This window comes from Alkalimarinus coralli (assembly GCF_023650515.1).
Lineage (GTDB): Bacteria > Pseudomonadota > Gammaproteobacteria > Pseudomonadales > Oleiphilaceae > Alkalimarinus > Alkalimarinus coralli.
The window spans coordinates 2,913,670-2,936,176 of sequence record NZ_CP096016.1 but is presented as its reverse complement, the minus strand read 5'-3'; the positions used below and the strand labels follow the sequence as shown (position 1 = coordinate 2,936,176).

Genomic DNA, 22,507 nt, shown 5'->3' with positions numbered 1-22,507 from the left:
AAGGTTGAGAGGGGTCTCTCTTGAACGATATGGCAAAGAATTTAATTCTCTGGCTGATCATAGCTGCAGTACTACTAACGGTTTTTAACAATTTTAGTATGAATCGGTCGACTGAGCCGATGGAGTATTCGCAGTTTGTAGAGCTGTATGAAAGTGGCCAGGTGCGTAAAGTGGTTATTGATGGTTTACGTATAGAAGGTTATCGCCCTGATGGTACTCGGTTTGAGACTGTACGCCCAAGTGCACCTGATTTAAATCTAATTGATGATCTTCTAAAGCATAAGGTCGCGATTGAAGGTAAAGAACCTGAAACTCAAAGTATTTGGACGCAGCTATTAGTTGCATCCTTCCCGATACTGGTCATTATTGCGGTGTTTATGTTCTTTATGCGCCAGATGCAAGGCGGTGGCGGTGGCAAAGGGCCGATGTCCTTTGGTAAGAGTAAAGCTCGATTGATGAGTGAAGATCAGATAAAAACAACATTTGCAGATGTTGCAGGTGTTGATGAAGCAAAAGAAGATGTTAAGGAGCTGGTAGAGTTTCTTCGTGACCCAAGTAAGTTCCAGCGGTTGGGTGGGAAAATCCCTCGCGGTGTTTTGATGGTAGGTCAGCCGGGTACGGGTAAGACATTGTTGGCCAAGGCGATTGCAGGCGAGGCGAAAGTACCGTTCTTTTCAATTTCGGGCTCAGACTTTGTTGAGATGTTTGTCGGTGTGGGTGCTTCTCGTGTGAGAGATATGTTTGATCAAGCCAAGAAACAATCACCGTGCATTATTTTTATTGATGAGATTGACGCGGTTGGTCGGCATCGTGGTGCCGGTTTAGGTGGTGGTCATGATGAGCGTGAGCAGACGCTGAACCAACTCTTGGTTGAAATGGACGGATTTGAAGGCAATGAAGGTGTCATTGTTATTGCTGCGACTAACCGTCCGGATGTTCTCGATCCGGCACTGTTAAGACCGGGCCGTTTTGATCGCCAGGTTGTTGTTGGTTTACCGGATATTATTGGTCGTGAGCAGATCCTGAAAGTTCATATGCGAAAAGTGCCGTTAGGGGATGATGTTGAACCTGGTTTTATAGCAAGGGGAACACCGGGCTTTTCAGGTGCAGACCTCGCAAATCTGGTAAACGAGGCTGCCTTGTTTGCTGCGCGGGCAAATCGTCGCACTGTATCAATGTCTGAATTTGAGCTTGCAAAAGACAAGATCATGATGGGGGCTGAGCGTAAGTCCATGGTGATGTCTGAGGATGAAAAGCGTAATACCGCCTACCATGAGGCAGGGCATGCCATTGTTGGTCGACTTATGCCAGAGCATGACCCTGTCTATAAAGTGAGCATCATTCCCCGGGGCAGGGCTTTAGGTGTGACCATGTTTTTGCCAGAGGAGGATCGATATAGTCATAGTCGTCGATTCTTAATTAGCCAGATTTGTAGCTTATTTGGTGGCCGTATTGCAGAAGAGCTGACGCTGGGAGTGGAAGGCGTGACGACTGGCGCATCAAATGATATTAAGAGGGCGACAGAGCTGGCTCGAAGCATGGTCACAAAGTGGGGCCTATCAGCAAAACTTGGCCCGCTAATGTACGATGAAGATAGTGAGGAAGTTTTTCTGGGGCGTTCTGCTGGTGCACCTGCAAAAGTGTTTGCGCCAGAGACGGCTCAACGTATTGATGAAGAGATCCGGCAGATTATTGATGACTGCTATGCTACTGCAGAAAAAGTGTTAGTCGATAATATGGAGAAGCTTCATATTATGGCGGATGCTCTGATGAAGTATGAAACTATTGATTCAGGCCAGATAGATGACATTATGGATGGCAATCAGCCTCGTCCGCCAAAGGGGTGGGGTGACGGTGCTCCTAAGGGGCCTGCATCAAAAGGTGGTGCTGATTCAGAGGGGCAGACTTCCTCAAAAGATGATATCGGTGATGCTGCTGGCGAGCATTAATTTTTGATATTGTTAAGAAAGGCGCGATGAACTCGCGCCTTTGGCATTTCTAAGGCGTCTAATCTTTTGTTGTTGGTGTTTAAATGAATTTCCCAAATTGTGGTATAGACCTAACCAGGCCGAGGGTTATGGGGGTTCTAAATGTCACACCTGACTCATTCTCTGATGGCGGCCGATTTAATTCGCTCGACACGGCCATTGAGCAGGCAGAAGCGATGGTTCGCGCTGGTGCATCCTTCATTGATGTAGGCGGGGAGTCTACCAGGCCGGGAGCAACACCAGTTTCACTAACGGAAGAGTTGGATAGGGTTTGCCCCGTGGTCGAGCTCATTAAGCGCAACCTGGACATTGTTGTCTCTGTTGATACCAGCACGCCGGAAGTGATGGTGGAGGCTGTTGCTGCAGGAGCTGGCCTCATTAATGATGTCAGGGCTTTGCAGCGTGAAGGCGCAATGAATACTGCAATAAATCTAGGTGTGCCTGTGTGTCTTATGCATATGCAGGGTGTGCCTGAAACCATGCAGGATAACCCGCATTACGACTCTGTTGTTGATGTTGTCGAGGATTATTTGCTGACATGCTCGAATCAGCTTGTTAATGGAGGGTTTGATCGAAGCAAAATAATCATTGATCCAGGGTTTGGGTTCGGTAAGACGCTCTCTCATAACCTTCAGCTTCTTAATGCTGTTGATAGGTTTTCAGGGCATGGGTATCCGGTTTTGGTTGGCGTTTCGAGAAAGTCGATGATTGGCTCAATTCTTAATAAGCCGGTTGATGAGCGGATGATTGGTAGTGTTGCGGCTGCGACAATAGCTGCGTACAAGGGTGCCTCTATACTTAGGGTGCACGATGTTGAAGAAACAGTTGATGCTATGTCTGTTGTGCAGGCTTTGCTTGAGGAGTGAGATATGAGTGGAAGGAAGTATTTTGGCACAGACGGTATTCGTGGAAAGGTTGGTGAAGGCGTTATAACGCCTGAATTTGTATTGAAGCTTGGCTGGGCTGTTGGTCAGACATTTAAAAAGCAAGGGCAGCGAGGGCGAGTGCTTATAGGCAAGGATACTCGGCTGTCTGGTTATATGTTTGAGTCTGCACTTGAGGCGGGGCTTTCAGCAGCGGGTGTTGATGTTGGTTTGCTGGGCCCTATGCCGACTCCCGCCATCGCGTATTTGACCCGAACTTTCAGAGCGTCAGCGGGCATTGTAATAAGTGCTTCTCATAACCCTCATTACGATAATGGGATCAAGTTTTTTTCACAAGAGGGGTTCAAGTTAGATGATGCTTTGGAGCATAAGATTGAATCCTTGTTAGATGGCGATATTGAGGTGGTGGAGTCGGCGCATTTGGGTAAGGCCTCCCGTATTGAGGATGCGGCAGGCCGCTACGTAGAGTTCTGTAAGAGTACCGTACCTTACAATATGTCTCTTGAAGGGCTAAATATTGTGTTGGATTGCGCTCACGGTGCGACCTACCATGTTGCGCCATCTGTTTTTGCTGAGCTTGGTGCAAATGTGACTACGTTGGGTGTCGAGCCTAACGGTCTCAATATCAACAAGGATGTTGGCTCTACGAGCCCTGAGCAATTGGTTAAAGCGGTTATCGAACAAAATGCTGATCTTGGCATTGCTTTTGACGGTGATGGTGATCGCGTTGTGATGGTTGATCATAAAGGTGAAGTGGTTGATGGTGATGAGTTGATATATGTTATTGCTCAAAATCGTCATGGCCGTGAACGATTGGGCGGAGGTGTTGTTGGTACTCTGATGACGAACTTCGGTGCCGAGCTTGCCTATCAGGAGATGGGGGTTCCATTTATTCGGGCGAACGTTGGTGACAGGTATGTAATGGAGAAGCTTGTCGCGAATAATTGGTTGCTTGGCGGGGAGGGGTCAGGGCATATTCTGTGTCTTGATAACTCAACTACTGGGGATGCGATTATTTCCGCATTACAGGTATTGATCGCCATGTGGGAGGAAGAGAAACCGCTGCATGAATTGAAAGGGGGTATGAATAAGCTTCCACAAACAATGATCAATGTTAAAGTGGCGCAGAAATTTGACCCTGTTTCGCATCCCGATATTGCTAAGGCTATTGAGTCAGCGGAGCAGCGTTTTGCAGGTGAAGGGCGGGTTTTACTTCGTCCATCAGGCACTGAACCGGTTATTAGAGTGATGGCTGAGGGGCGGGATGAAGCGCTCGTTCAGGACGTGGTTTCGGCGCTTGCAAAAGAAGTAGAGAGCGCGAAAATCTAGTCGGAGAGGGGTGCTGAAGAGTGTTAGTCGATCAGCTTGCGAAAAATCCTGTATTTCACTTAAAAAACGGGCTAGAGGATACTTGTAAGTTGTAAATAACTCGGTTAGTATTTGCGCCTTCTTAAATGGTGGTACAGAAAATGCGCCGTAAGGTTGTAGCTGGAAACTGGAAAATGAACGGGAATCGCCAAATCGCTAAAGATTTGGCTGTTGGTGTCTCAAAAATTGTTGAGAGACTGAACTCGTCCGCGGAAATATTGGTTGCGCCTCCTTTTGTGTTGATGACTGATGTTGCTGAAAATGTTTCATCCAGTGTGAATTTAGCTGCACAAGATGTTTCCAGTTATGACAATGGTGCATATACCGGCGAAGTGTCGGTTGATATGCTGAGTGAGTTCGGATGTGCTTATAGTATCGTCGGTCACTCGGAACGCAGGGCGTTGTTTGGTGATACTGATGAAGTTGTTGCCGCCAAAGTAGCGAAATGTGTTGAAAAAAATGTTCAGCCAATTGTTTGCGTTGGCGAGACTCTGGAAGAACGAGAGTCCGGAAAAACGCTAGAAGTGATTGGTGGTCAATTGCATAGCGCGCTAGAAAAATTAACTGGCGATGAGCTAGAAAAGGTTATTGTTGCCTATGAGCCTGTTTGGGCGATAGGAACAGGAAAAACTGCAACGCCTGAGCAGGCTCAGGAAGTGCACGAATTTATCAGGGGTGAGGTCGCTGCCCTGGATGAGGCGACTGCCAGCGTTATGCCAATTATATATGGTGGTAGCGTTAATGCCGGTAATGCAAAGAGTCTTTTTGCTATGGCAGATATTGACGGAGGCTTGGTTGGTGGGGCCTCGTTGAAACTTGAAGAATTTGAAGAAATTTGCAAGGCGATAGGTTAATTGTATGGAATGGTTAGAGACGATAGTTCTTGTGGTTCATGTGCTGGTCTCTGTTGGCCTGATCGGTTTGGTTCTTCTTCAGCAAGGAAAGGGCGCTGATGCAGGTGCTTCTTTCGGTGGCGGTGCATCACAAACAGTATTTGGTAGTCAGGGGAGCGGCAATTTTTTAACCAAAACAACATCGTTGCTTGCGGTGGTGTTTTTTGTAACCAGCTTCTCATTGGCTGTGTTTGCAAAGCAGCAGTCAAGAGTGGCTGTTGATCAGGGTATTGCTGTTCCGGTGGTAAAAGAGAGTGAGTCTTCTGGGTCAGAAGTAGAGGGTGCCATTGATTTGGAGGCGCCTCAGCTTGAAACTCAAGAGCAAGGAACTGATGCTCCCGAGCTGGAGTGATCGAGTTAAATAAGTAAGGTGATAAGTTTAGCCGAAGTGGTGAAATTGGTAGACACGCTACCTTGAGGGGGTAGTGCTCTTTGGGCGTGCCGGTTCAAGTCCGGCCTTCGGCACCAATTAGGAGCGACTTGAGTGATCAAGTCGCTCTTTTGCTTTCTGGGTATCCGCTTCTAGTGGTGAAGTTAGTGTTGCGTATCCTTGACCGTGTAGGTCTGTGGGAATATAATGCCCCGATTGTATTACGGATATTGTATGTATCTCGTATTTTGTGGGTTTGTGTTATAAAAGTACGCTAATCTACGTAATGGTTACAGATATCTGCGTATTGATTGCAGAAATCTTGCAAAAAGCCCCTCATGAAGGGGCTTTTTGCTAGTTTAAAATGGGCATTTAGGCCCATTTTTTATTTGTGCTGAAAATTGGTTGACTCGGAGTAGGAATTTGTCCGGAAAACAACGAATACTTGATGAAATGATTCGCCCTGTAGTTGAAGGTTTAGGCTATGAATTTTGGGGAATAGAATTTATTTCTCAGGGTAAGCATTCGGTGCTTAGGGTGTTTATCGATAGTGAAAACGGCATCATGCTAGAGGATTGCGAAGCGGTAAGCCGACAGGTTAGTGGTGTGATGGATGTTGAAGACCCTATTGCAGGTGAGTATGCACTAGAAGTCTCTTCTCCCGGAATGGATCGGCCATTATATACGCTTGATCAGTTTGAGCGTTATGCAGGGCACAAGGTGAGTTTAAGGCTCCGAATGCCTTTTGATGGTCGAAGAAAGTTTGAAGGTGTGCTGAAAGGTATTGAAGGCAGTGATGTTGTCATGGTGGTTGAGGATACAGAGTATCTTTTCCCGGTTGACAGTATTGATAAAGCTAACGTTGTACCACAGTTTGATTAAATGGGTTTGAGGGCAACGCAATGAATAAAGAAATATTGCTAGTTGTAGAAGCGGTTTCCAACGAAAAAAATGTTGATAAAGATGTCATATTTGAAGCTATTGAGTTGGCGCTGGCTATGGCAACTAAGAAACGATATGACGAAGAAGAAACTGTAGATATTTATGTCACTATCGATCGCAAAACAGGCGAATATGATGCGTTCCGTCGTTGGACTGTGGTAGATAACGATACGGTACCTGGACTAGGTGATGACTTGACTTTGGAAGAGGCTCAGGAAATCAACCCGGCGCTTAAACCGGGAGATATTCACGAAGAGCAGGTAGAGCCTGCTGCGTTTGGGCGCATTGGTGCCCAAGCCGCTAAACAAATTATTGTTCAGAAGGTTAGGGAAGCAGAGCGAGCACGTATTGTTGATAGCTATAGAGATCGTGTTGGTGAGCTTGTCTCGGGAACGGTAAAGAAGGTTACCAGAGACAATGTCATTGTTGATTTAGGCAATAACGCAGAAGCCCTTTTGCCAAGAGATAACCTTATCCCAAAAGAAATATTTAGAATGGGGGATCGTGTCAGGGCGCTTCTGTCCGAAATTAGCACAGAAGGCCGTGGTCCACAGTTAATCTTGAGCCGAACCAGTTCCAAGATGCTGATTGAACTATTCAAAATAGAAGTACCGGAAATCGCAGAGGAAGTTATCGAGATTAGAGCCGCGGCGAGAGATCCTGGCTTAAGGTCTAAAATAGCGGTTAAAACTAACGATGGAAGGATCGACCCTGTTGGTGCCTGTGTAGGTATGCGAGGCGCCAGGGTTCAAGCTGTTTCGGGTGAGTTTGGTAACGAGCGAATTGATATTGTGCTATGGGATGACAACCCTGCCCAGCTTGTTGTTAATGCAATGGCACCGGCAGAAGTCGCATCTATTGTCGTTGATGAAGATACACACTCAATGAGTGTTGCTGTCGCAGAAGAAAACTTGGCAATGGCAATTGGTCGAGGTGGACAAAATGTAAGGCTCGCCAGTGAATTAACTGGGTGGGTCTTGAATGTCATGACCGAAGATGAAGCTGGAAGGCAGAAGGAAGAAGAAGTCGGCCGCTTTGTAGAAAACTTTATTGACGCACTTGATGTGGATGAAGAGCTGGCAACAGAGCTTGTTGAAGAAGGGTTTACCTCTTTAGAAGAAATTGCCTATGTGCCACTGGAAGAGATGGTTGCTATTGACGGGTTTGACGAGGACTTGGTTGAAGAACTAAGACGACGGGCAAAAGATCAGCTATTGAACCAGGCAATCGCTTCAGAAGAAGCACTTGAGGGGACAGAGCCAGCAAAAGACCTTCTGGAAATGGATGGAATGGAGCGACACCTAGCATTTGTTCTCGCCAGTAAAGGTATCGTTTCCATGGAAGATCTTGCTGAGCAGTCAGTTGATGATCTTATCGATATTGAAGGCATCGACGAAGAACGTGCCGGCCAATTAATTATGACGGCTCGAGCACCCTGGTTTGAAAACCAGTAGTAGTGGCGAGAAGTAGGAGAATGAATAATGTCAGAAGTTACCGTAAAGAAACTCGCTGAAGATGTTGGCGCCCCAGTCGACCGTTTGTTGAAACAAATTCAGGCCGCCGGTCTTAAGCACACATCAGAAACAGATGTTATGTCTGCTGATGAGAAACAGGCCTTATTGTCATTTCTAAAAAGAAGTCATGGCGAATCGGACGCTGAAGCAAAGAAAATTACCCTAAAGAGAAAAACGACTAGCACGCTTAAAGTTGCGGGTATGCAGGGTAAAACAAAAACGGTTAACGTAGAGGTTCGTAAAAAACGAACTTATGTTAAGCGTAGCGAAGTGAGTGTTGATCTTGAAGCTGAGAAGCAAAAGCAGCTTGAAGAAGAGATGGCTCGTAAAAAAGCTGAAGAAGCAAGCATCCAGGCTGAAAAAGAGCGCAAAGAAGCTGAAGCCAAGAAACTTGCTGAAGAGCAAGCTAAGTTAGCCGAAGCTGCCAATAAGGAAAAAGAATCTGCCCCAGCGGGTGAGAGAAAGCACAGAACGCCAGAAGCCGCACCTAAGAAAGCTCATGTGCCTGCAAAAGATGATGCGAAGAAAGGGCATAAGAAAAAGGGGCGTAGTGATCATGATGATAGCGAAAGCAGACATCGTCGTGAGAAAGCCAAGTCTGCTGGAAAAGGCGGCAGAAAAGGTGGATTTGTTTCGCTGACAGGTGAAGAAGAGTCTCGTCACCGTAAGATACGCAGCAAGAAGAAGCCAAAAGCGGATAGAGAGCATCAGTTTGAGAAGCCTACTGAGGCTCAGGTGCACGAAGTTCAGGTTCCTGAAAGTATAACGGTTTCAGAACTGGCTTCTCGAATGAATGTTAAGGGCACCCAGGTTGTTAAAGTGCTGTTTGGTCTAGGTGTTATGGCAACCATTAACCAAACAATAGATCAAGAGACGGCGACGCTTGTTGTTGAAGAAATGGGACACACGCCGACGCTGATTCAGGATGATGCAGTTGAAACCAATATTATTGACTCTATTGACTACGAAGGCGAAGAAGTAACACGCGCGCCAGTCGTGAGTGTGATGGGGCATGTTGACCATGGTAAGACCTCTCTTCTTGACTATATTCGTCGGGCTAAAGTGGCGGCGGGCGAGTCTGGTGGTATTACCCAGCACATCGGTGCATACCATGTAGAGACTGGGCATGGCATGATCTCCTTCCTTGATACGCCTGGACACGCGGCCTTTACAGCGATGCGGGCTCGTGGAGCAAACAGTACCGATATCGTTATCCTGGTTGTTGCCGCGGATGATGGTGTGATGCCTCAGACCGAGGAAGCTGTTCAGCATGCGCGTTCAGCAGGTGTTCCTATTATCGTTGCTGTGAACAAAATAGATAAAGAAGCCGCAGACCCTGATCGAGTTAAGAACGAGCTTGCTGCTAAAGATGTTATTCCAGAAGACTGGGGTGGTGATGTTCAGTTTGTTGAGGTTTCTGCTCATACAGGGCAGGGCATTGATGAGCTGTTGGATGCTGTTCTTCTCCAGTCAGAACTGCTGGAGCTAAAAGCGGTACCGTCTGCACCCGCGAAAGGTGTTGTGGTTGAAGCAAGCCTGGATAAGGGACGCGGGGCGGTATCAACCGTTCTAATTCAGAATGGAACGTTGCGCCAAGGTGATGTTGTCATTGCCGGTATGTTCTTTGGTAAAGTTCGGGCCATGCTTGATGAGAACGGACAAAAAGTTTCGGAAGCAGGTCCTTCTATCCCGGTTGAGATCTTAGGTCTAAATGGAACGCCAGATGCGGGCGATGATTTTATTGTTGTGCCTGATGAAAAGCGTGCACGTGAAGTGGCTAATTTCCGACAGGGTAAATACCGGGATGTCAGGTTCCAGCGACAGCAGTCTGCGAAACTTGAAAACCTATTCCAGGGAATGGGACAGGACGAAGTTAAGAATCTTAATATCGTTCTTAAGACCGATGTTCGCGGATCTCTTGAGGCATTGACAGCCGCGCTTGCAGAAATCGGTAACGAAGAAGTGCAAGTGAAAATTGTTTCCAGCGGTGTAGGTGGTATTGCTGAAACTGATGCTAACTTGGCTCTGGCAACCAATGCTGTAATCATTGGCTTTAATGTTCGGGCAGATGCTGCGGCCAAGAAAGTTATTGATGCAGAAGGGCTTGACCTTCGTTACTACAGCGTCATCTACGATATTATTGATCATATCAAGAAAGCGCTTACCGGAATGCTGGCGCCAGAATTTAGAGAAGATATCGTTGGCTTGGCAGAGGTTCGTGATACGTTCAGATCTCCAAGATTTGGTCAGGTTGCAGGATGTATGGTCACAGAAGGAACGATTTACCGGAACAAGCAAATCCGGGTTCTGCGTGACAACGTCGTTATCTTTGAAGGTGAGCTAGAGTCACTGCGCAGATTTAAGGATGATGTTAACGAAGTTCGTTCTGGTACCGAATGTGGTATCGGTGTTAAGAATTACGATGTAAAAGTAGGCGATAAGATTGAGGTCTTTGACTCAGTAAGAGTTGAAAGAAAGCTCTAACTTGCCCTTGGTGCCCCAAAGTCTTGGGGCACTTTGTTTACATGCTTTTAGTCGGTCACAACCGTTTAATTGAGAAACTATGCCTAAAGAATTTAGCCGTACACAGAGAATCGCAGACCAGATACAGCGAGACCTTGCCCAGCTAGTACAAACGGGTTTAAAAGATCCTCGCATTGGGATGGTGACGATCAACGATGTTCGGGTCAGTCGTGATATGGGGTATGCAGATGTCTATATCACGGTTTTAACCGCAGAAGAGTTGGATGAGCACTCAGAGGAAATCAAAGTCACATTAGATGTCCTCAACAAGGCTGCTGGCTTTTTGAGAAATGAATTAGGCCGCGCACTTAAAATCAGAATGGTGCCTCATTTACGTTTTTACTTTGATAAAACTGTAGGTGAAGGGCGTAGAATGTCTAACTTGATCGATAAGGCTCGTTCCAAAGACCAGCAGCTTGCCGGAAGTAAAACGAGTTCCTCTACTGACGACTCGAAAGGTTAACTCTCTTGGGGCGCAGAAAAAAAGGCCGCAAAATTAGCGGCGTTCTTCTTTTAGATAAACCCACTGGAATTACATCAAACAAAGCGCTACAAAAAGTTCGTTGGTTGTTTGATGCCAATAAGGCTGGACACACGGGTAATTTGGATCCGTTGGCAACCGGCGTCTTGCCGATTTGCTTTGGGGAAGCCACTAAGTTTTCTCGCTACCTCCTTGATGCAAATAAGGCTTATCGTACAACCGCAAAGCTCGGAGTCATCACTGATAGTGGCGATAGCGATGGGAATGTACTGGAAACGCGTGCAGTAAATGAAATTGTGCGAGGCCCATTGCTGGAAATTATTAGCCAATTTGTCGGTGATGTTGAACAAGTCCCTCCTATGTTTTCCGCTCTTAAGCATAAAGGTAAGCCTTTATATGAGTATGCCCGGGCTGGCGTTGAGGTAGAGCGAAAAGTTCGGAATGTAACTATTTTCAAAATAGAGCTGCTCGATATTAGAGATGGTGAGTTTGATCTGGAAGTTTATTGCAGTAAAGGGACATATATTCGTACGCTAGTTGAAGATATTGGTGAAGCTCTGGGCTGTGGCGCTCATGTATCTATGCTCAGACGGATAGAAGCAGGGCCTTTTTCACTTGACCAGACAGCCACTATTGAACAACTTGAGGTGTTGCGAGAAAACGAAAAAACGTCTGAGTTAGACGGTTTTCTACTGCCAATTGATATAATGCTGGAAGGATTTGGTAAAATTTGCCTGAATAGTGAGCAATCTGACTCGATATTACATGGGCAAGGGGTTAGAATAGCGCACTCTTTAGAGCCTGGGTTAGTTCGAGTTTATTCTAGCGATGACTCTCCAGGTGAGCGATTTATCGGCATGGCCGAAATCATGGCTGATGGTGAGATAGCGCCACGCCGGTTGGTGAATTTTGATTCTAATGACTAAACTATTGTTCTGATGGTTGGTTAGCGGAGTCGAATGTCAGTAGCTGTAAATATGCGCGGTTACTGAAAACTTTAATTTATGCATATTGAGGAGACTAAACATGGCGTTAAGTGCCGATGAAAAATCAAAAGTTGTAAGTGAGTACCAGCGTTCAGAAGGCGATACTGGTTCCCCAGAAGTTCAAGTTGCATTGTTGACGGTTAACATCAACAAATTGCAAGGTCACTTCAAGGAAAACAAGCAGGATCACCATTCTCGTCGCGGACTTATTCGCATGGTTAACCAGCGTCGTAAGCTGCTTGACTACCTGAAGAAGAAAGACGCAAGCCGTTATGTTGATCTGATTGGTCGACTTGGTCTACGTCGATAAGACTCAGGCATAGATGAGCAATGAGCCGCGCTTGCAAGGTGTTGTTAATACACAATGCTGGAGCGGGCTCGCTGCATAAGTACCGGATTATTCTTTTATAGGGGTAATCCGGTATTTTTTTTTTGTGCTATGGTGTTATGGTTACGCTTGAACCATTGCGATGATTTTTCAGTAAAGAATCCTTTAGAAAGAATTTATTTGGTGTTGCTTCGGCCAGATGTCGGCCGCAGTAGCAAGTTGGAACTGGGATATATATTAAATAATTGACAGGAGCCGTCGTGACTACGGTAACAAAAACTTTTAAATACGGTAATTCTTCAGTGACCTTGGAAACAGGTCGCATTGCGCGCCAAGCAACAGGCGCTGTTCTTGTGTCGGTTGATGACACATCTGTACTGGTGGCAGTGACTGCTGCAAAAACAACTAAACCGGGACAAGACTTCTTCCCACTATCTGTTCACTACCAGGAAAAGAAGTATTCTGTAGGTAAGATTCCGGGTGGATTTATTAAGCGCGAAAATCGCCCAAGTGAAAAAGAGACGCTAACGTCTCGATTGATAGATCGACCTATCCGCCCTCTATTCCCTAAGGGGTTTATGAACGAGGTTCAGGTTGTTTGTCAGGTTATGTCAGCAAACAAAACTCAGGACGCCGATATTGCTGCGATGATTGGTGTTTCTGCTGCGCTGAGCATTTCAGGCATTCCATTTAACGGTCCGATTGGGGCTGCACGTGTTGCATTTACCGACGAAGATGGCTATTTGCTTAACCCATCTTATGAGCAACTGGAGACATCTCTCCTTGATATGGTTGTTGCGGGCACAAAAGACGCCGTTCTAATGGTGGAATCTGAAGCAAAAGAGCTAACAGAAGATGAAATGTTAGGTGCTGTGCTGTTTGCTCATCAGGAAATGCAAGTTGTTGTTGATGCGGTTGCAGAATTTGCGGCTGAAGCAGGAAAGGAAAAGTGGGATTGGCAGCCAGAAGAAACCAACGAAGGGTTACTTGAGGCCGTTAAATCAGGCTTTGCAGAGCAGATTAATGAAGCTTATACCATCAGCGACAAAATGGCTCGTTACAGCCGGTTAGAAGAAATCCGTACTCAAGCCGTTGAGAAGTTGGCAGGTAGCGAAGATGGTCAAGCAAGTGAAGAGGATGTAAAAGGTTTCTTCAGCAAGCTTGAAAAGAATATTGTTCGTTCACGCATCATTAAGGGTGAACCTCGTATTGATGGAAGAGACACTAAAACGGTTCGTGCAGTCAATGTTGAAGTCGGTGTACTTCAAAACACTCATGGCTCAGCGCTCTTTACACGTGGTGAAACCCAGGCAATTGTAACCACTACATTAGGTACAGCAAGAGATTCCCAGCTGGTAGAAACACTGCAGGGCGAACAGAAAGAAGCCTTTATGCTGCACTACAACTTCCCTTCATACTCTGTTGGCGAATGTGGTCGAATGGGCGCTCCAGGGCGTCGTGAAATCGGCCATGGTAAGTTGGCTAGCCGTGGTATTCAGGCAGTTCTTCCTTCTCAGGAAGAGTTCCCTTATGCCGTTCGAGTTGTTTCTGAAATCACTGAATCTAATGGTTCAAGCTCTATGGCCAGTGTGTGTGGTAGTAGTCTTGCGTTGATGGATGCGGGTGTGCCGATTAAAGCACCGGTTGCAGGTATTGCAATGGGGCTGGTTAAGGAAGGTACAGAGTTTGCCGTATTGACCGATATCCTTGGTGATGAAGATCACTTGGGTGATATGGACTTTAAAGTGGCAGGTACAGCAGAAGGCGTGACTGCGCTTCAGATGGATATCAAGATTGAAGGTATCACTGAAGAGATCATGGAAATCGCGCTAGAGCAGGCTCAGAACGCGCGTATCGAAATCTTGGGTGAAATGAATAAGGTTATTGAAACTTCGCGTGAGAAGGTTTCTGATAAAGCACCGTCAATGCACAACCTTAAGGTTCACCCTGATAAGATTCGTGACATTATCGGTAAAGGTGGCGCAACAATTCGCTCAATCTGCGAAGAGACCAATGCTTCGATCGATATTGAGGATGACGGTTCTGTTCGAGTGTATGCTGAGACATTGGAAGGGGCGGAAGCTGCGATACACCGCATCAATGAAATTACAGCTGAAGCAGAAGTGGGCTCAGTATACGAAGGTAAGGTTGAGCGCATCGTAGATTTTGGTGCGTTTGTTAATATCTTGCCAGGTAAAGACGGGCTTGTTCATATTTCTCAAATCTCCCAAGAGCGAATTGAGAATGTAAAAGATGTTCTTTCTGAAGGTCAGATGGTTAAGGTCAAGGTGCTTGATGTCGATGCACGTGGCCGTATCAAGTTGACAATGAAAGGTCTTGAAGAAGGTGCAGAAGCATAATCTGTATCGACTTATAAAAAGGGAGCCTAAATGGCTCCCTTTTTTTTTAAGCATTTAGTCAATACAGTATTAATGCAAACCCCTAACCCAAATAGTTACTCTGTGCTTAATGGGTTCTGGTTAATCAGTTCAAACTGCGAGTCGAATTATATTCTATGAACTTTAGCGTGTAATCGATATATCCGGCTGATGCGAATGTCGCTGTGTGCGGTGTGTCTGTTACAAGGAACTCTTTAGGTTCGGATGCTTGTTGGAAAATCGTCTGGCCGTGGTGGAACGGGATAACTATATCGTTGGTGCTGTGAATCACCAGTAAAGGGATCGGTGCTATTTTTTCTATACTGCTCTCGGAGTCGTAGCTTGATGGTATCAACCATGACAGCGGATATTGAAATGGCCAGGTTAGCCAGGCCTCGCTCAACTTTTCTTGTGCTATGCCCCTAAAGCTGGGAAAGCCTGCATCAACTATGATGCCACTAACATGCTCTTCAAGGCCTATTGTTCGGCTCGCAAAGCTAAGTGTGAGTGCGGCGCCAAGACTTTGTCCTAATATAAACAGATCTTTGTCATTCGCCCCGGCTTGCGATGTTACCCACTGGTAGCCCTGCTTAATATCTTCCAGAGCACCTTCTATATCTGGTGATCCGGTAGATTTTCCATAGCCACGATAGTCTAAGGCAAAAACCTCATATCCTTCTTGCACAAGCCATACAACGCTGCCAGTGTGCGTGCTGATGTTTTCTGCGTTCCCGTGCAAAAAGTAAATTATCCCTCGGCTTTGTCCGTCTGGCCTTAGGTGCCAGCCATGAATGATCTCACCGTCTGAGGTTCTTAAGTAGATATCGTCATATTCTATGTTGGCTTGCTTGGGGGTAAAATAGTGAGTTTTATCGGGGAAAAAAAAGAGCCCGCTGCAAGCGCTTAGACCTAAGCATATCGTCAATAAGATAATGAGGAAGGAGATCTTACGCAGCAGGTGATGGGTGTTGTTTCTATCAGGGCTTTGCATGTGCATAGTTAAGTGTCAATACTTGTTGTTCGGAATAGTGTAGTAATTGCTTTACTAAGCATAACATTATTGTATCCAAATTCTAAAAAAGCATATTCTTAGTTCTAATCGCTTGCTTTATTGCCTTTGTTCTACTTTAATTCGGGATAGTCACTTGAAAAGACAATGTTTTTTTGGGACGATCAGTGACGATGGATCGGCTATTGAGTGAATTGCTGCAAAGCAAGGAACGGTAAATAGAATAGAAATCGGCTAATGCAATTACGATTCACTCTTATGTTTACTTTGAGCAATTGCTCGTTGTTGGGTAAGCAAGACATAGAATGGATGTAATTAGCTAATTTAAAATTTCAAATGCAATGTTTAATTTTGATCAGTTGCATCGAATGAAAAGTAAGAGGAATTACAATGAAAAGAGTTTTACTAGCGACAAGTTTAATGGCAGCTTCTTTATCAGCTTCTGCGGTTGTTCCAGGTGGAGACAGCTGTGGTTGGGGTAACATGTTATTTGAAGGGCAGTCAGGCCTTCCTATGCACGTTCTTGCTTCAACCACCAACGGTACGTCAGGTAACGCTACATTCGGTATGACTAGTGGTACAAATGGTTGCTCTGCAGATGGAACGCTAACTTATGGTGGTAAGTCGATGATCGACCTGTCAAGCATCATGGGTGAGTTCTCTGAAGACGTTGCTCGTGGTCACGGTGATGCATTGACTACAGTCGCAGTTGCACTTAATGTTGAAGCTCAGGATCGTCAGGTTTTTGATGCAGTAATGCACGAAAACTTTGCTGTTATTTTCCCAAATGAAAATGTAACAGCTGAAGAAGCAATGGCTACAGTATTGAAGGTAATGAAGGCTGATAGCCGTTTAAGCAAGTACGCTGCTTAATTTGCCAGATAAAGAGTGCCTAACTGTTTAGGTGCTCTTTTTTAATGACATTGATTCAATCGCGTATAAGCAACCACTATATAACTTTCACACCATAATATGACTATCGCATACATCTTACTTGATGTATTGTGCGACACTTCTTAGCGTATTTGTTCATTCCACTCTTCTAAGTTTTAAATATATGTATCTGTTACGTTTGTTGATTTCCTTTTTGCTGTTTGGCTGGCTACCCGCTATAAATGCATTTGCTGATACAGGTCTTTCTGGCACTGGTCTTTCTGATACTGATAGTAAAAATCAAATAAGAAGTTATGCCGAGTCAGCCAAAATGAAGGCTGCTGATCTTAAGCTTTCAGAGGAAACAACATGGAGGGCGTTGCTGCACTATAGGCAAGACAGCTTTTCAGAATCGGGCGTAAGCAGTTATGTTGATGACTCTGCTTTCTTCTTCTCGCCTATGGGGCATTACGATGCGGAGCAAGAACTGCAAAGCACAATCGATGCGCTTTTCTTACCTGAAAGCCTGGGTAACGAGCACGCACAGTGCCGCTTTGTTTACCGTTTTCAGTGGATTACCAGCAAACTGAACCTTGACCTGGATAAAATGCCTGTTGCACAGTGCACTGACTACCTTGAATGGCGCAAGCAGGTAAACGCTCACTCTGTTTCACTGATATTCCCCGCTACAGCGCTTAATAGCCCATCGTCTATGTTTGGGCATACTTTACTGAGGTTTGACCCAAAGGATGTTGAGGGAGGGTCTGACTGGCTTTCGTACGCGCTTAATTTTGGTGCCAATATTAATAATGATGATAACTCTGTTTCATTTGCCTTCAGAGGGCTGGCGGGCGGTTATCCTGGTGTCTATAACATGATGCGTTACTTTGAGAAAATCAAAGAATACAACAGGATGGAAAACCGGGATATCTGGGAGTACAAACTTAATTACACGCCGGAAGAAGTTGACCTGATTCTCACTCATGTTTGGGAATTAAAAGATATAAATTTTGACTACTATTTCTTTGATGAAAACTGTGCATTCAGGCTCTTGGAGTTGCTTGAGCTGGTGCGTCCTGAAGTGAATCTCACTGAACGCTTTAAGCTCGATGCGATACCCACCAATACCGTTCGAGCGGTAGTGGAAGAGGGGTTGGTAGAGAGCACTCATTTTAGACCTTCTGAGCTTGCTGAGCTGCATGCGCGTATTGACTCCTTGCCCAAGTCTATTCAGCGGCTTGGTAGAGCATTGGCGGACGATATTGAGGTGATGCAGTCGCCTGAGTTCATGGCATTGAGTCAGGAGCAACAAGGCGAAGTAGTGCAAATTGCCTATAGCTATTTGCGTTATGTCCAGCTTCAAACCCAGCGTGACGAGGAGATGGCGAAAAGAAGTTATCAGCTACTGCTGGCGTTGAACAAGTTATCGTCAAAAAAGGTTGAAGTTGCCAGACCCGATGCGCCGGAAACCGGGCATAAGACCATTACCGCAGGTATTTCTGCTGGTGAGCGAAATGATGATGTATTTCAGCAGGTCAATTATCGTGTTACTTATCACGATTTGCTGGATAACGAAAAAGGCTATTTACGTGGCGCTCAGATCATTTTATTTAATACGGAATTACGGCACTACAATAATGATGGTTTAAAACTAAACCGTTTTGATATTGTTGATATTACGTCGTTGTCAAAGCGCAACCTATTTCTTAAACCGCTCTCGTGGAAGGTTCAGGTCGGCTATGAAAGGTTATATAGCCGGGGTGATGAGGTTGGAGTGCTGCAATTAAATGGCGGGGCAGGGCATAGTTATGAAATAACAGATGATGTTGAGGTATTTGGTTTTTTAACCGGAAGAGTTGAGCATAACAAGCAGTATAACTCTATTCTGGAGCCTGCTATTGGTGCTGAGACTGGTTTGCTGTATTACTCGCCAATAGGTGCGCAAAAGCTGGATGTGCAGGGCTATCAATTTCTCAATGATGACTACCGGGTAAGAGCTTCGTTTAGTCAGAACTTCAATATTGCGGTAGATCATGCCATAAGGCTGTCAGTCGCTCAGGAGTGGCATGACGATGACGATTTCTATGACGTTTCGATAGGTTATCGCTACTACTTCTAGCACAAAAAAACAGTGCCAAGTCCTGGATGGGGCGTTGTTGGGGGTATCGTTGGAGAGGGGAAAGCTAAAGAGCTGGCCGTGCGGTTTATTGCCCGGCCAGCTATAATTTATCCGCCTAGATAGGCCTTACGAACATCTTCATTGATGAGTAGGTTGTCGCCTGTATCCTGGAGCACGACTTCACCGTTCTCAAGCACATAACCTCTGTCGGCCAAACGCAAGGCCTGGTTTGCATTTTGCTCCACCAAAAAGACGGTCATGCCTTCATCTCTCAATTGCTCGATAATTTCGAATATCTGATTAATGATGATAGGTGCCAAACCTAATGAAGGTTCATCCAGAAAGATCATGCGGGGTTTGGTCATCAATGCTCGACCAATCGCCAGCATTTGCTGCTCCCCTCCTGACATAGTTCCACTGCGCTGATTCTGGCGCTCTCGTAGCCGCGGAAATAGCTTAAAAACATGCTCTAGTGTGGCGTCAAAGTCGCGCTTGTTGGTAAAGAAACCACCCATATGAAGGTTCTCAAGGACGGTTAGGCCTGAAAACACGCGTCGTCCCTCGGGAACAATCGCCAAACCGCTTCGCATTATCTCTGCGGTGTTGGTATGTGTAATGTCTTTTCCTTCAAAGAAAATCTGCCCCGAGCTCGCTCTTGGGTCACCACATACGGTCATCAGTAGTGTTGATTTCCCGGCACCGTTTGCACCGATCAAAGAGACGATTTCGCCTTCATTAACCTCCAGTGATACGCCCTTTAACGCTTCAATCTTACCGTAATGGGTATGAACGTTTTGTAACTTCAGCATTTATACCTCTCCCAAGTAAGCTTTGATAACGTCTGGGTTTGCTCTGATTTCGTCAGGTGTGCCAGATGCAAGGGGTCGACCTTGATTTATTACGAATATTCGATCAGAAATGCCCATAACAAGGTTCATGTCATGTTCAATGAGCAAAATCGAAACATTGTAATCTTCTTTAAGGCTGACAATTAACTCATCAAGCTCTTTGGTTTCTTTAGGGTTAAGGCCTGCTGCTGGCTCATCAAGCATCAACAAACCAGGTTCAGTAACCATGCAGCGCGCTATTTCAAGTCTTCGCTGCTGGCCATAAGCCAGGTTCCCAGCTTCCCTGTTGGCAAAGTCCAGCAGGTTTACTTTCTTAAGCCAGTAGACCGCTCTGTCTATCGACTCTTGCTCTTTCTTGCGATAAGAAGGGGTTTTAAACAGCCCTGAGAACAAATTGGTATTCACATGCCGGTGCTGAGCGACCAGCAGGTTTTCGATAACCGTCATTTGACTAAATAGCCGCACGTGCTGAAATGTTCTTACCATTCCCAGTCGGCTTATTTTGTAATCTGCAAGCGTGTGGATCTCTTGCCCTTTGTAGCTGATATTTCCACCAGTGGGCGTGTAGAAACCGCTAATGCAGTTAAAAACGGTTGTTTTTCCTGCGCCGTTCGGGCCAATAACCGAGATAATTTCCCGCTCTTTTACATCAAGCGATACGCCATCAACGGCCAATAGCCCGCCAAAGCGCATGGATAAGTCTTTAACGTTTAACATCAAATCAGCCATTGGTCAGCTCCATATGTCTACGCTTCATTGGGAGCAAACCCTGTGGTCGCCAGATCATCATTAATACCATCATTAAACCAAACATTAGCATTCGGTACTCTTGGAACTCTCGTGCAAGCTCCGGTAGTACTGTCATGGCAATTGCAGCCAGAATTATTCCAAGCTGAGACCCCATGCCACCTAACACAACAATGGCGAGAATGATGGCGGACTCAATAAATGTAAATGACTCGGGGCTTATAAAGCCTTGTCTGGCAGAGAAGAATGCACCGGCAAAGCCCGCAAATGATGCGCCAATGGTAAATGCAGAAAGCTTGATAACCGTTCTGTTAAGACCTAGTGAGCGGCATGCTATTTCGTCTTCTCTAAGCGCTTCCCATGCTCTGCCTACGGGCATACGAATGAGGCGTCTGATAACGAATATGGTTAGTAAAACGAGTAGCAAGGCGAGCAAGTACAAGAATATGACTTTATAGCCACTGTTGTAATCGATGCCGAAAAATTCGTGAAACGGCACGTTACCTTCTTCTTTCGCTCGGCGCCCAAACTCAAGACCAAACAGTGATGGCTTGGGAATGCTGCCTATTCCATTTGGGCCACCGGTAATATTGGTCCAGTTGTTGAGCAGAATGCGAATAATCTCGCCAAAGCCAAGTGTCACGATAGCCAGGTAGTCGCCCCGAAGCCTTAATACGGGGAAGCCCAGGATAAAGCCGAACGTCGCGGCAAATAACCCTGCAAGAGGCAGACATACCCAGAATGAAAGGCCAAAATACTGGTGGAGCAGGGCATAGCTATAAGCGCCAACGGCATAGAATGCAACGTACCCCAAGTCGAGCAGGCCTGCCAGGCCAACAACGATATTAAGACCTAAGCCCAGCATGACATAAATGAGTACCAATGTGGCTAAGTCTACGTTGCCTCGAGAGGCGAAGAATGGCCAAACTAGTGCCAAAGCGACAACAATAAGCGTAAACAGTTTTTCACGCTTGTCTCTTTGTGCTTGAGAGAGGACAGAGGGGGCACCATAGGCTTTCCTTGGTAGTGGAATGCTCTTGGCTACTGCGGTGATGTTTTCTTTCCATAGTTGAAAGAAGAAAACGACCAGAGCTGCAATTAGAATCGAGGTGATTGTTTTGGCATCAGCACCTTCAATACCCAGCGTAATGCCATCTGCAACCAGATTTAAACCCAAAAGCGGGAAAGCAAGAATTAAAGTAACGACACCTGCAATCAGTGCAGGGATAAATTTCTCTTTCATTAAATCTTCTCCACCTCTGGTTTTCCGAGCAAGCCAGTCGGACGGAATAATAAAATAAGTATCAACAACCCGAATGAAACAACATCTTTGTATTCCGAGCTGAAGTAAGCTGAAGTCATACTTTCGGTAACGCCTAGAAGCAGTCCGCCTAGCATTGCGCCCGGAATGCTGCCGATTCCTCCGAGTACGGCCGCGGTGAAGGCTTTAAGCCCTGCGATAAAGCCAACGTATGGATTAGTTACCCCGTAGTACAAGCCGAGAAGAAGGCCGGCAACGGCAGCGAGTGCTGCACCTATGACAAATGTAAGAGAGATTATACGGTTGGTATTGATGCCTAATAATCCTGCCATCTTCATGTCTTCAGACACTGCGCGACAGGCACGCCCCATGCGGGATTTGGCGATAAAGAGTGTAAGCCCTCCCATCGTGATAAAGGTAGCGATAAATATGAAAAGCTGCATGTAGGATAGGGTTGCCTGAAAACCTTCTGGAGGTCCAAAGCTCCAGCCACCTTGTATCAGTGATGGCATGGCAATATCTCTTGAACCTTGGGCGATTCTTACATAGTTTTGCAAGAATATAGACATACCAATTGCTGAGATCAGTGCAATCAGTCGATTGCCGCCTCTCACTGGGCGATATGCCACACGCTCAATTGCCCAGCCGTAGGAACTGGATACGAACATGGATATTGCGAGTGTAATAATTAGAATAAGTGGGAGGTATTCGACACCGAGCATCATTAAACCGCTGATGGCGACGAACGATACATACATGCCGATCATATATATTTCGCCATGGGCAAAATTGATCATGCCGATAATGCCATATACCATGGTGTAACCTATCGCGATTAACGCATAGGTGCTGCCGATGGTAAGGCCATTCAGCAACTGCTGAATGAAATAGAGGGTTGCTTCTAACATTAATGGGCTCCAGGCTCTGTTAAACTATTTGGCGCTGTACACTGGATTATTGCCACCCAAAACAACCTTGTTTAAAGATGTCAATGA

At 45.8% G+C, this 22,507-nt stretch carries 19 protein-coding genes and 1 tRNA gene; 15 read left to right on the top strand and 5 right to left on the bottom strand.

From position 1 onward, the window contains the following. The first annotated feature begins 20 nt into the window (after window positions 1–20). The 13 genes from ftsH to pnp all read left to right on the top strand — a co-directional run bounded on the left by ftsH (window position 21) and on the right by pnp (window position 14,637). Complete coding sequence (gene ftsH / locus MY523_RS13180; protein WP_250655158.1) at window positions 21–1,949, top strand: ATP-dependent zinc metalloprotease FtsH; 1,929 nt, start codon at window positions 21–23, stop codon at window positions 1,947–1,949. An 83-nt stretch (window positions 1,950–2,032) separates the two neighbouring features. After that, a complete protein-coding gene (gene folP, locus MY523_RS13175) occupies window positions 2,033–2,854 on the top strand; it encodes a dihydropteroate synthase (RefSeq protein WP_250655157.1) in 822 nt (273 codons plus the stop codon). Between the two features lie 3 nt (window positions 2,855–2,857). After that, window positions 2,858–4,201 carry a phosphoglucosamine mutase gene (glmM, locus tag MY523_RS13170; RefSeq protein ID WP_250655156.1) on the top strand — a complete coding sequence of 448 codons (1,344 nt, stop codon included), beginning with the start codon at window positions 2,858–2,860 and terminating at the stop codon, window positions 4,199–4,201. A gap of 140 nt (window positions 4,202–4,341) precedes the next feature. Beyond that, on the top strand, window positions 4,342–5,094 hold the full coding sequence (gene tpiA, locus MY523_RS13165; RefSeq protein WP_250655155.1) for a triose-phosphate isomerase: 753 nt from the start codon (window positions 4,342–4,344) through the stop codon (window positions 5,092–5,094). 4 nt (window positions 5,095–5,098) lie between these two features. After that, entirely contained in the window at window positions 5,099–5,485 is a 387-nt protein-coding gene (gene secG / locus MY523_RS13160) for a preprotein translocase subunit SecG (protein WP_250655154.1), read from the top strand. Between the two features lie 30 nt (window positions 5,486–5,515). Continuing rightward, window positions 5,516–5,601: transfer RNA gene (locus tag MY523_RS13155), tRNA-Leu, on the top strand. A gap of 325 nt (window positions 5,602–5,926) precedes the next feature. Beyond that, complete coding sequence (rimP, locus tag MY523_RS13150; protein ID WP_256470530.1) at window positions 5,927–6,385, top strand: ribosome maturation factor RimP; 459 nt, start codon at window positions 5,927–5,929, stop codon at window positions 6,383–6,385. Between the two features lie 20 nt (window positions 6,386–6,405). Then, window positions 6,406–7,899, top strand: a complete 1,494-nt coding sequence (gene nusA, locus MY523_RS13145) for a transcription termination factor NusA (RefSeq protein ID WP_250655153.1) — start codon at window positions 6,406–6,408, stop codon at window positions 7,897–7,899. Between the two features lie 27 nt (window positions 7,900–7,926). Next, a complete protein-coding gene (gene infB, locus MY523_RS13140) occupies window positions 7,927–10,443 on the top strand; it encodes a translation initiation factor IF-2 (protein ID WP_250655152.1) in 2,517 nt (838 codons plus the stop codon). Window positions 10,444–10,522: 79 nt separating this feature from the next. Beyond that, window positions 10,523–10,945: a 30S ribosome-binding factor RbfA gene (gene rbfA, locus MY523_RS13135; protein WP_250655151.1), complete on the top strand. Its 423-nt coding sequence runs from the start codon at window positions 10,523–10,525 to the stop codon at window positions 10,943–10,945. 5 nt (window positions 10,946–10,950) lie between these two features. Further along, entirely contained in the window at window positions 10,951–11,889 is a 939-nt protein-coding gene (truB, locus tag MY523_RS13130) for a tRNA pseudouridine(55) synthase TruB (RefSeq protein ID WP_250655150.1), read from the top strand. A 100-nt stretch (window positions 11,890–11,989) separates the two neighbouring features. Further along, window positions 11,990–12,259, top strand: coding sequence for a 30S ribosomal protein S15 (rpsO, locus tag MY523_RS13125; protein ID WP_250655149.1), 270 nt, complete (start codon window positions 11,990–11,992; stop codon window positions 12,257–12,259). A gap of 278 nt (window positions 12,260–12,537) precedes the next feature. Then, window positions 12,538–14,637 (top strand): polyribonucleotide nucleotidyltransferase, encoded by a 2,100-nt coding sequence (gene pnp, locus MY523_RS13120; RefSeq protein ID WP_250655148.1) that lies wholly within the window; start codon window positions 12,538–12,540, stop codon window positions 14,635–14,637. A 124-nt stretch (window positions 14,638–14,761) separates the two neighbouring features. On the opposite strand, the gene MY523_RS13115 is transcribed toward pnp, so the two are convergent. Beyond that, entirely contained in the window at window positions 14,762–15,652 is an 891-nt protein-coding gene (locus MY523_RS13115; RefSeq protein ID WP_250655147.1) for an alpha/beta hydrolase, read from the bottom strand. 402 nt (window positions 15,653–16,054) lie between these two features. Here MY523_RS13115 and MY523_RS13110 point away from each other — a divergent pair, with 402 nt between their 5' ends. Together MY523_RS13110 and MY523_RS13105 are read left to right on the top strand one after the other, a co-directional pair. Then, the gene (locus MY523_RS13110; protein ID WP_250655146.1) at window positions 16,055–16,537 is read left to right on the top strand and encodes a DUF3015 domain-containing protein; all 483 of its coding nucleotides are present in this window, start codon (window positions 16,055–16,057) and stop codon (window positions 16,535–16,537) included. 184 nt (window positions 16,538–16,721) lie between these two features. Then, the gene (locus MY523_RS13105) at window positions 16,722–18,656 is read left to right on the top strand and encodes an Lnb N-terminal periplasmic domain-containing protein (protein ID WP_250655145.1); all 1,935 of its coding nucleotides are present in this window, start codon (window positions 16,722–16,724) and stop codon (window positions 18,654–18,656) included. A gap of 107 nt (window positions 18,657–18,763) precedes the next feature. Here MY523_RS13105 and MY523_RS13100 read toward each other — a convergent pair whose 3' ends face one another. Genes MY523_RS13100 through livH form a run of 4 tightly spaced genes read right to left on the bottom strand, consistent with a single transcriptional unit; the run spans window position 18,764 to window position 22,420 of the window. Further along, complete coding sequence (locus MY523_RS13100) at window positions 18,764–19,465, bottom strand: ABC transporter ATP-binding protein (protein ID WP_250655144.1); 702 nt, start codon at window positions 19,463–19,465, stop codon at window positions 18,764–18,766. Then, window positions 19,466–20,233 (bottom strand): high-affinity branched-chain amino acid ABC transporter ATP-binding protein LivG, encoded by a 768-nt coding sequence (gene livG / locus MY523_RS13095; RefSeq protein ID WP_250655143.1) that lies wholly within the window; start codon window positions 20,231–20,233, stop codon window positions 19,466–19,468. Beyond that, window positions 20,226–21,494, bottom strand: a complete 1,269-nt coding sequence (locus MY523_RS13090) for a high-affinity branched-chain amino acid ABC transporter permease LivM (RefSeq protein WP_250655142.1) — start codon at window positions 21,492–21,494, stop codon at window positions 20,226–20,228. The genes livG and MY523_RS13090 overlap by 8 nt, the downstream gene beginning before the upstream one ends. Continuing rightward, window positions 21,494–22,420 carry a high-affinity branched-chain amino acid ABC transporter permease LivH gene (gene livH, locus MY523_RS13085; protein ID WP_250655141.1) on the bottom strand — a complete coding sequence of 309 codons (927 nt, stop codon included), beginning with the start codon at window positions 22,418–22,420 and terminating at the stop codon, window positions 21,494–21,496. The genes MY523_RS13090 and livH overlap by 1 nt, the downstream gene beginning before the upstream one ends. Window positions 22,421–22,507 lie beyond the last annotated feature (87 nt).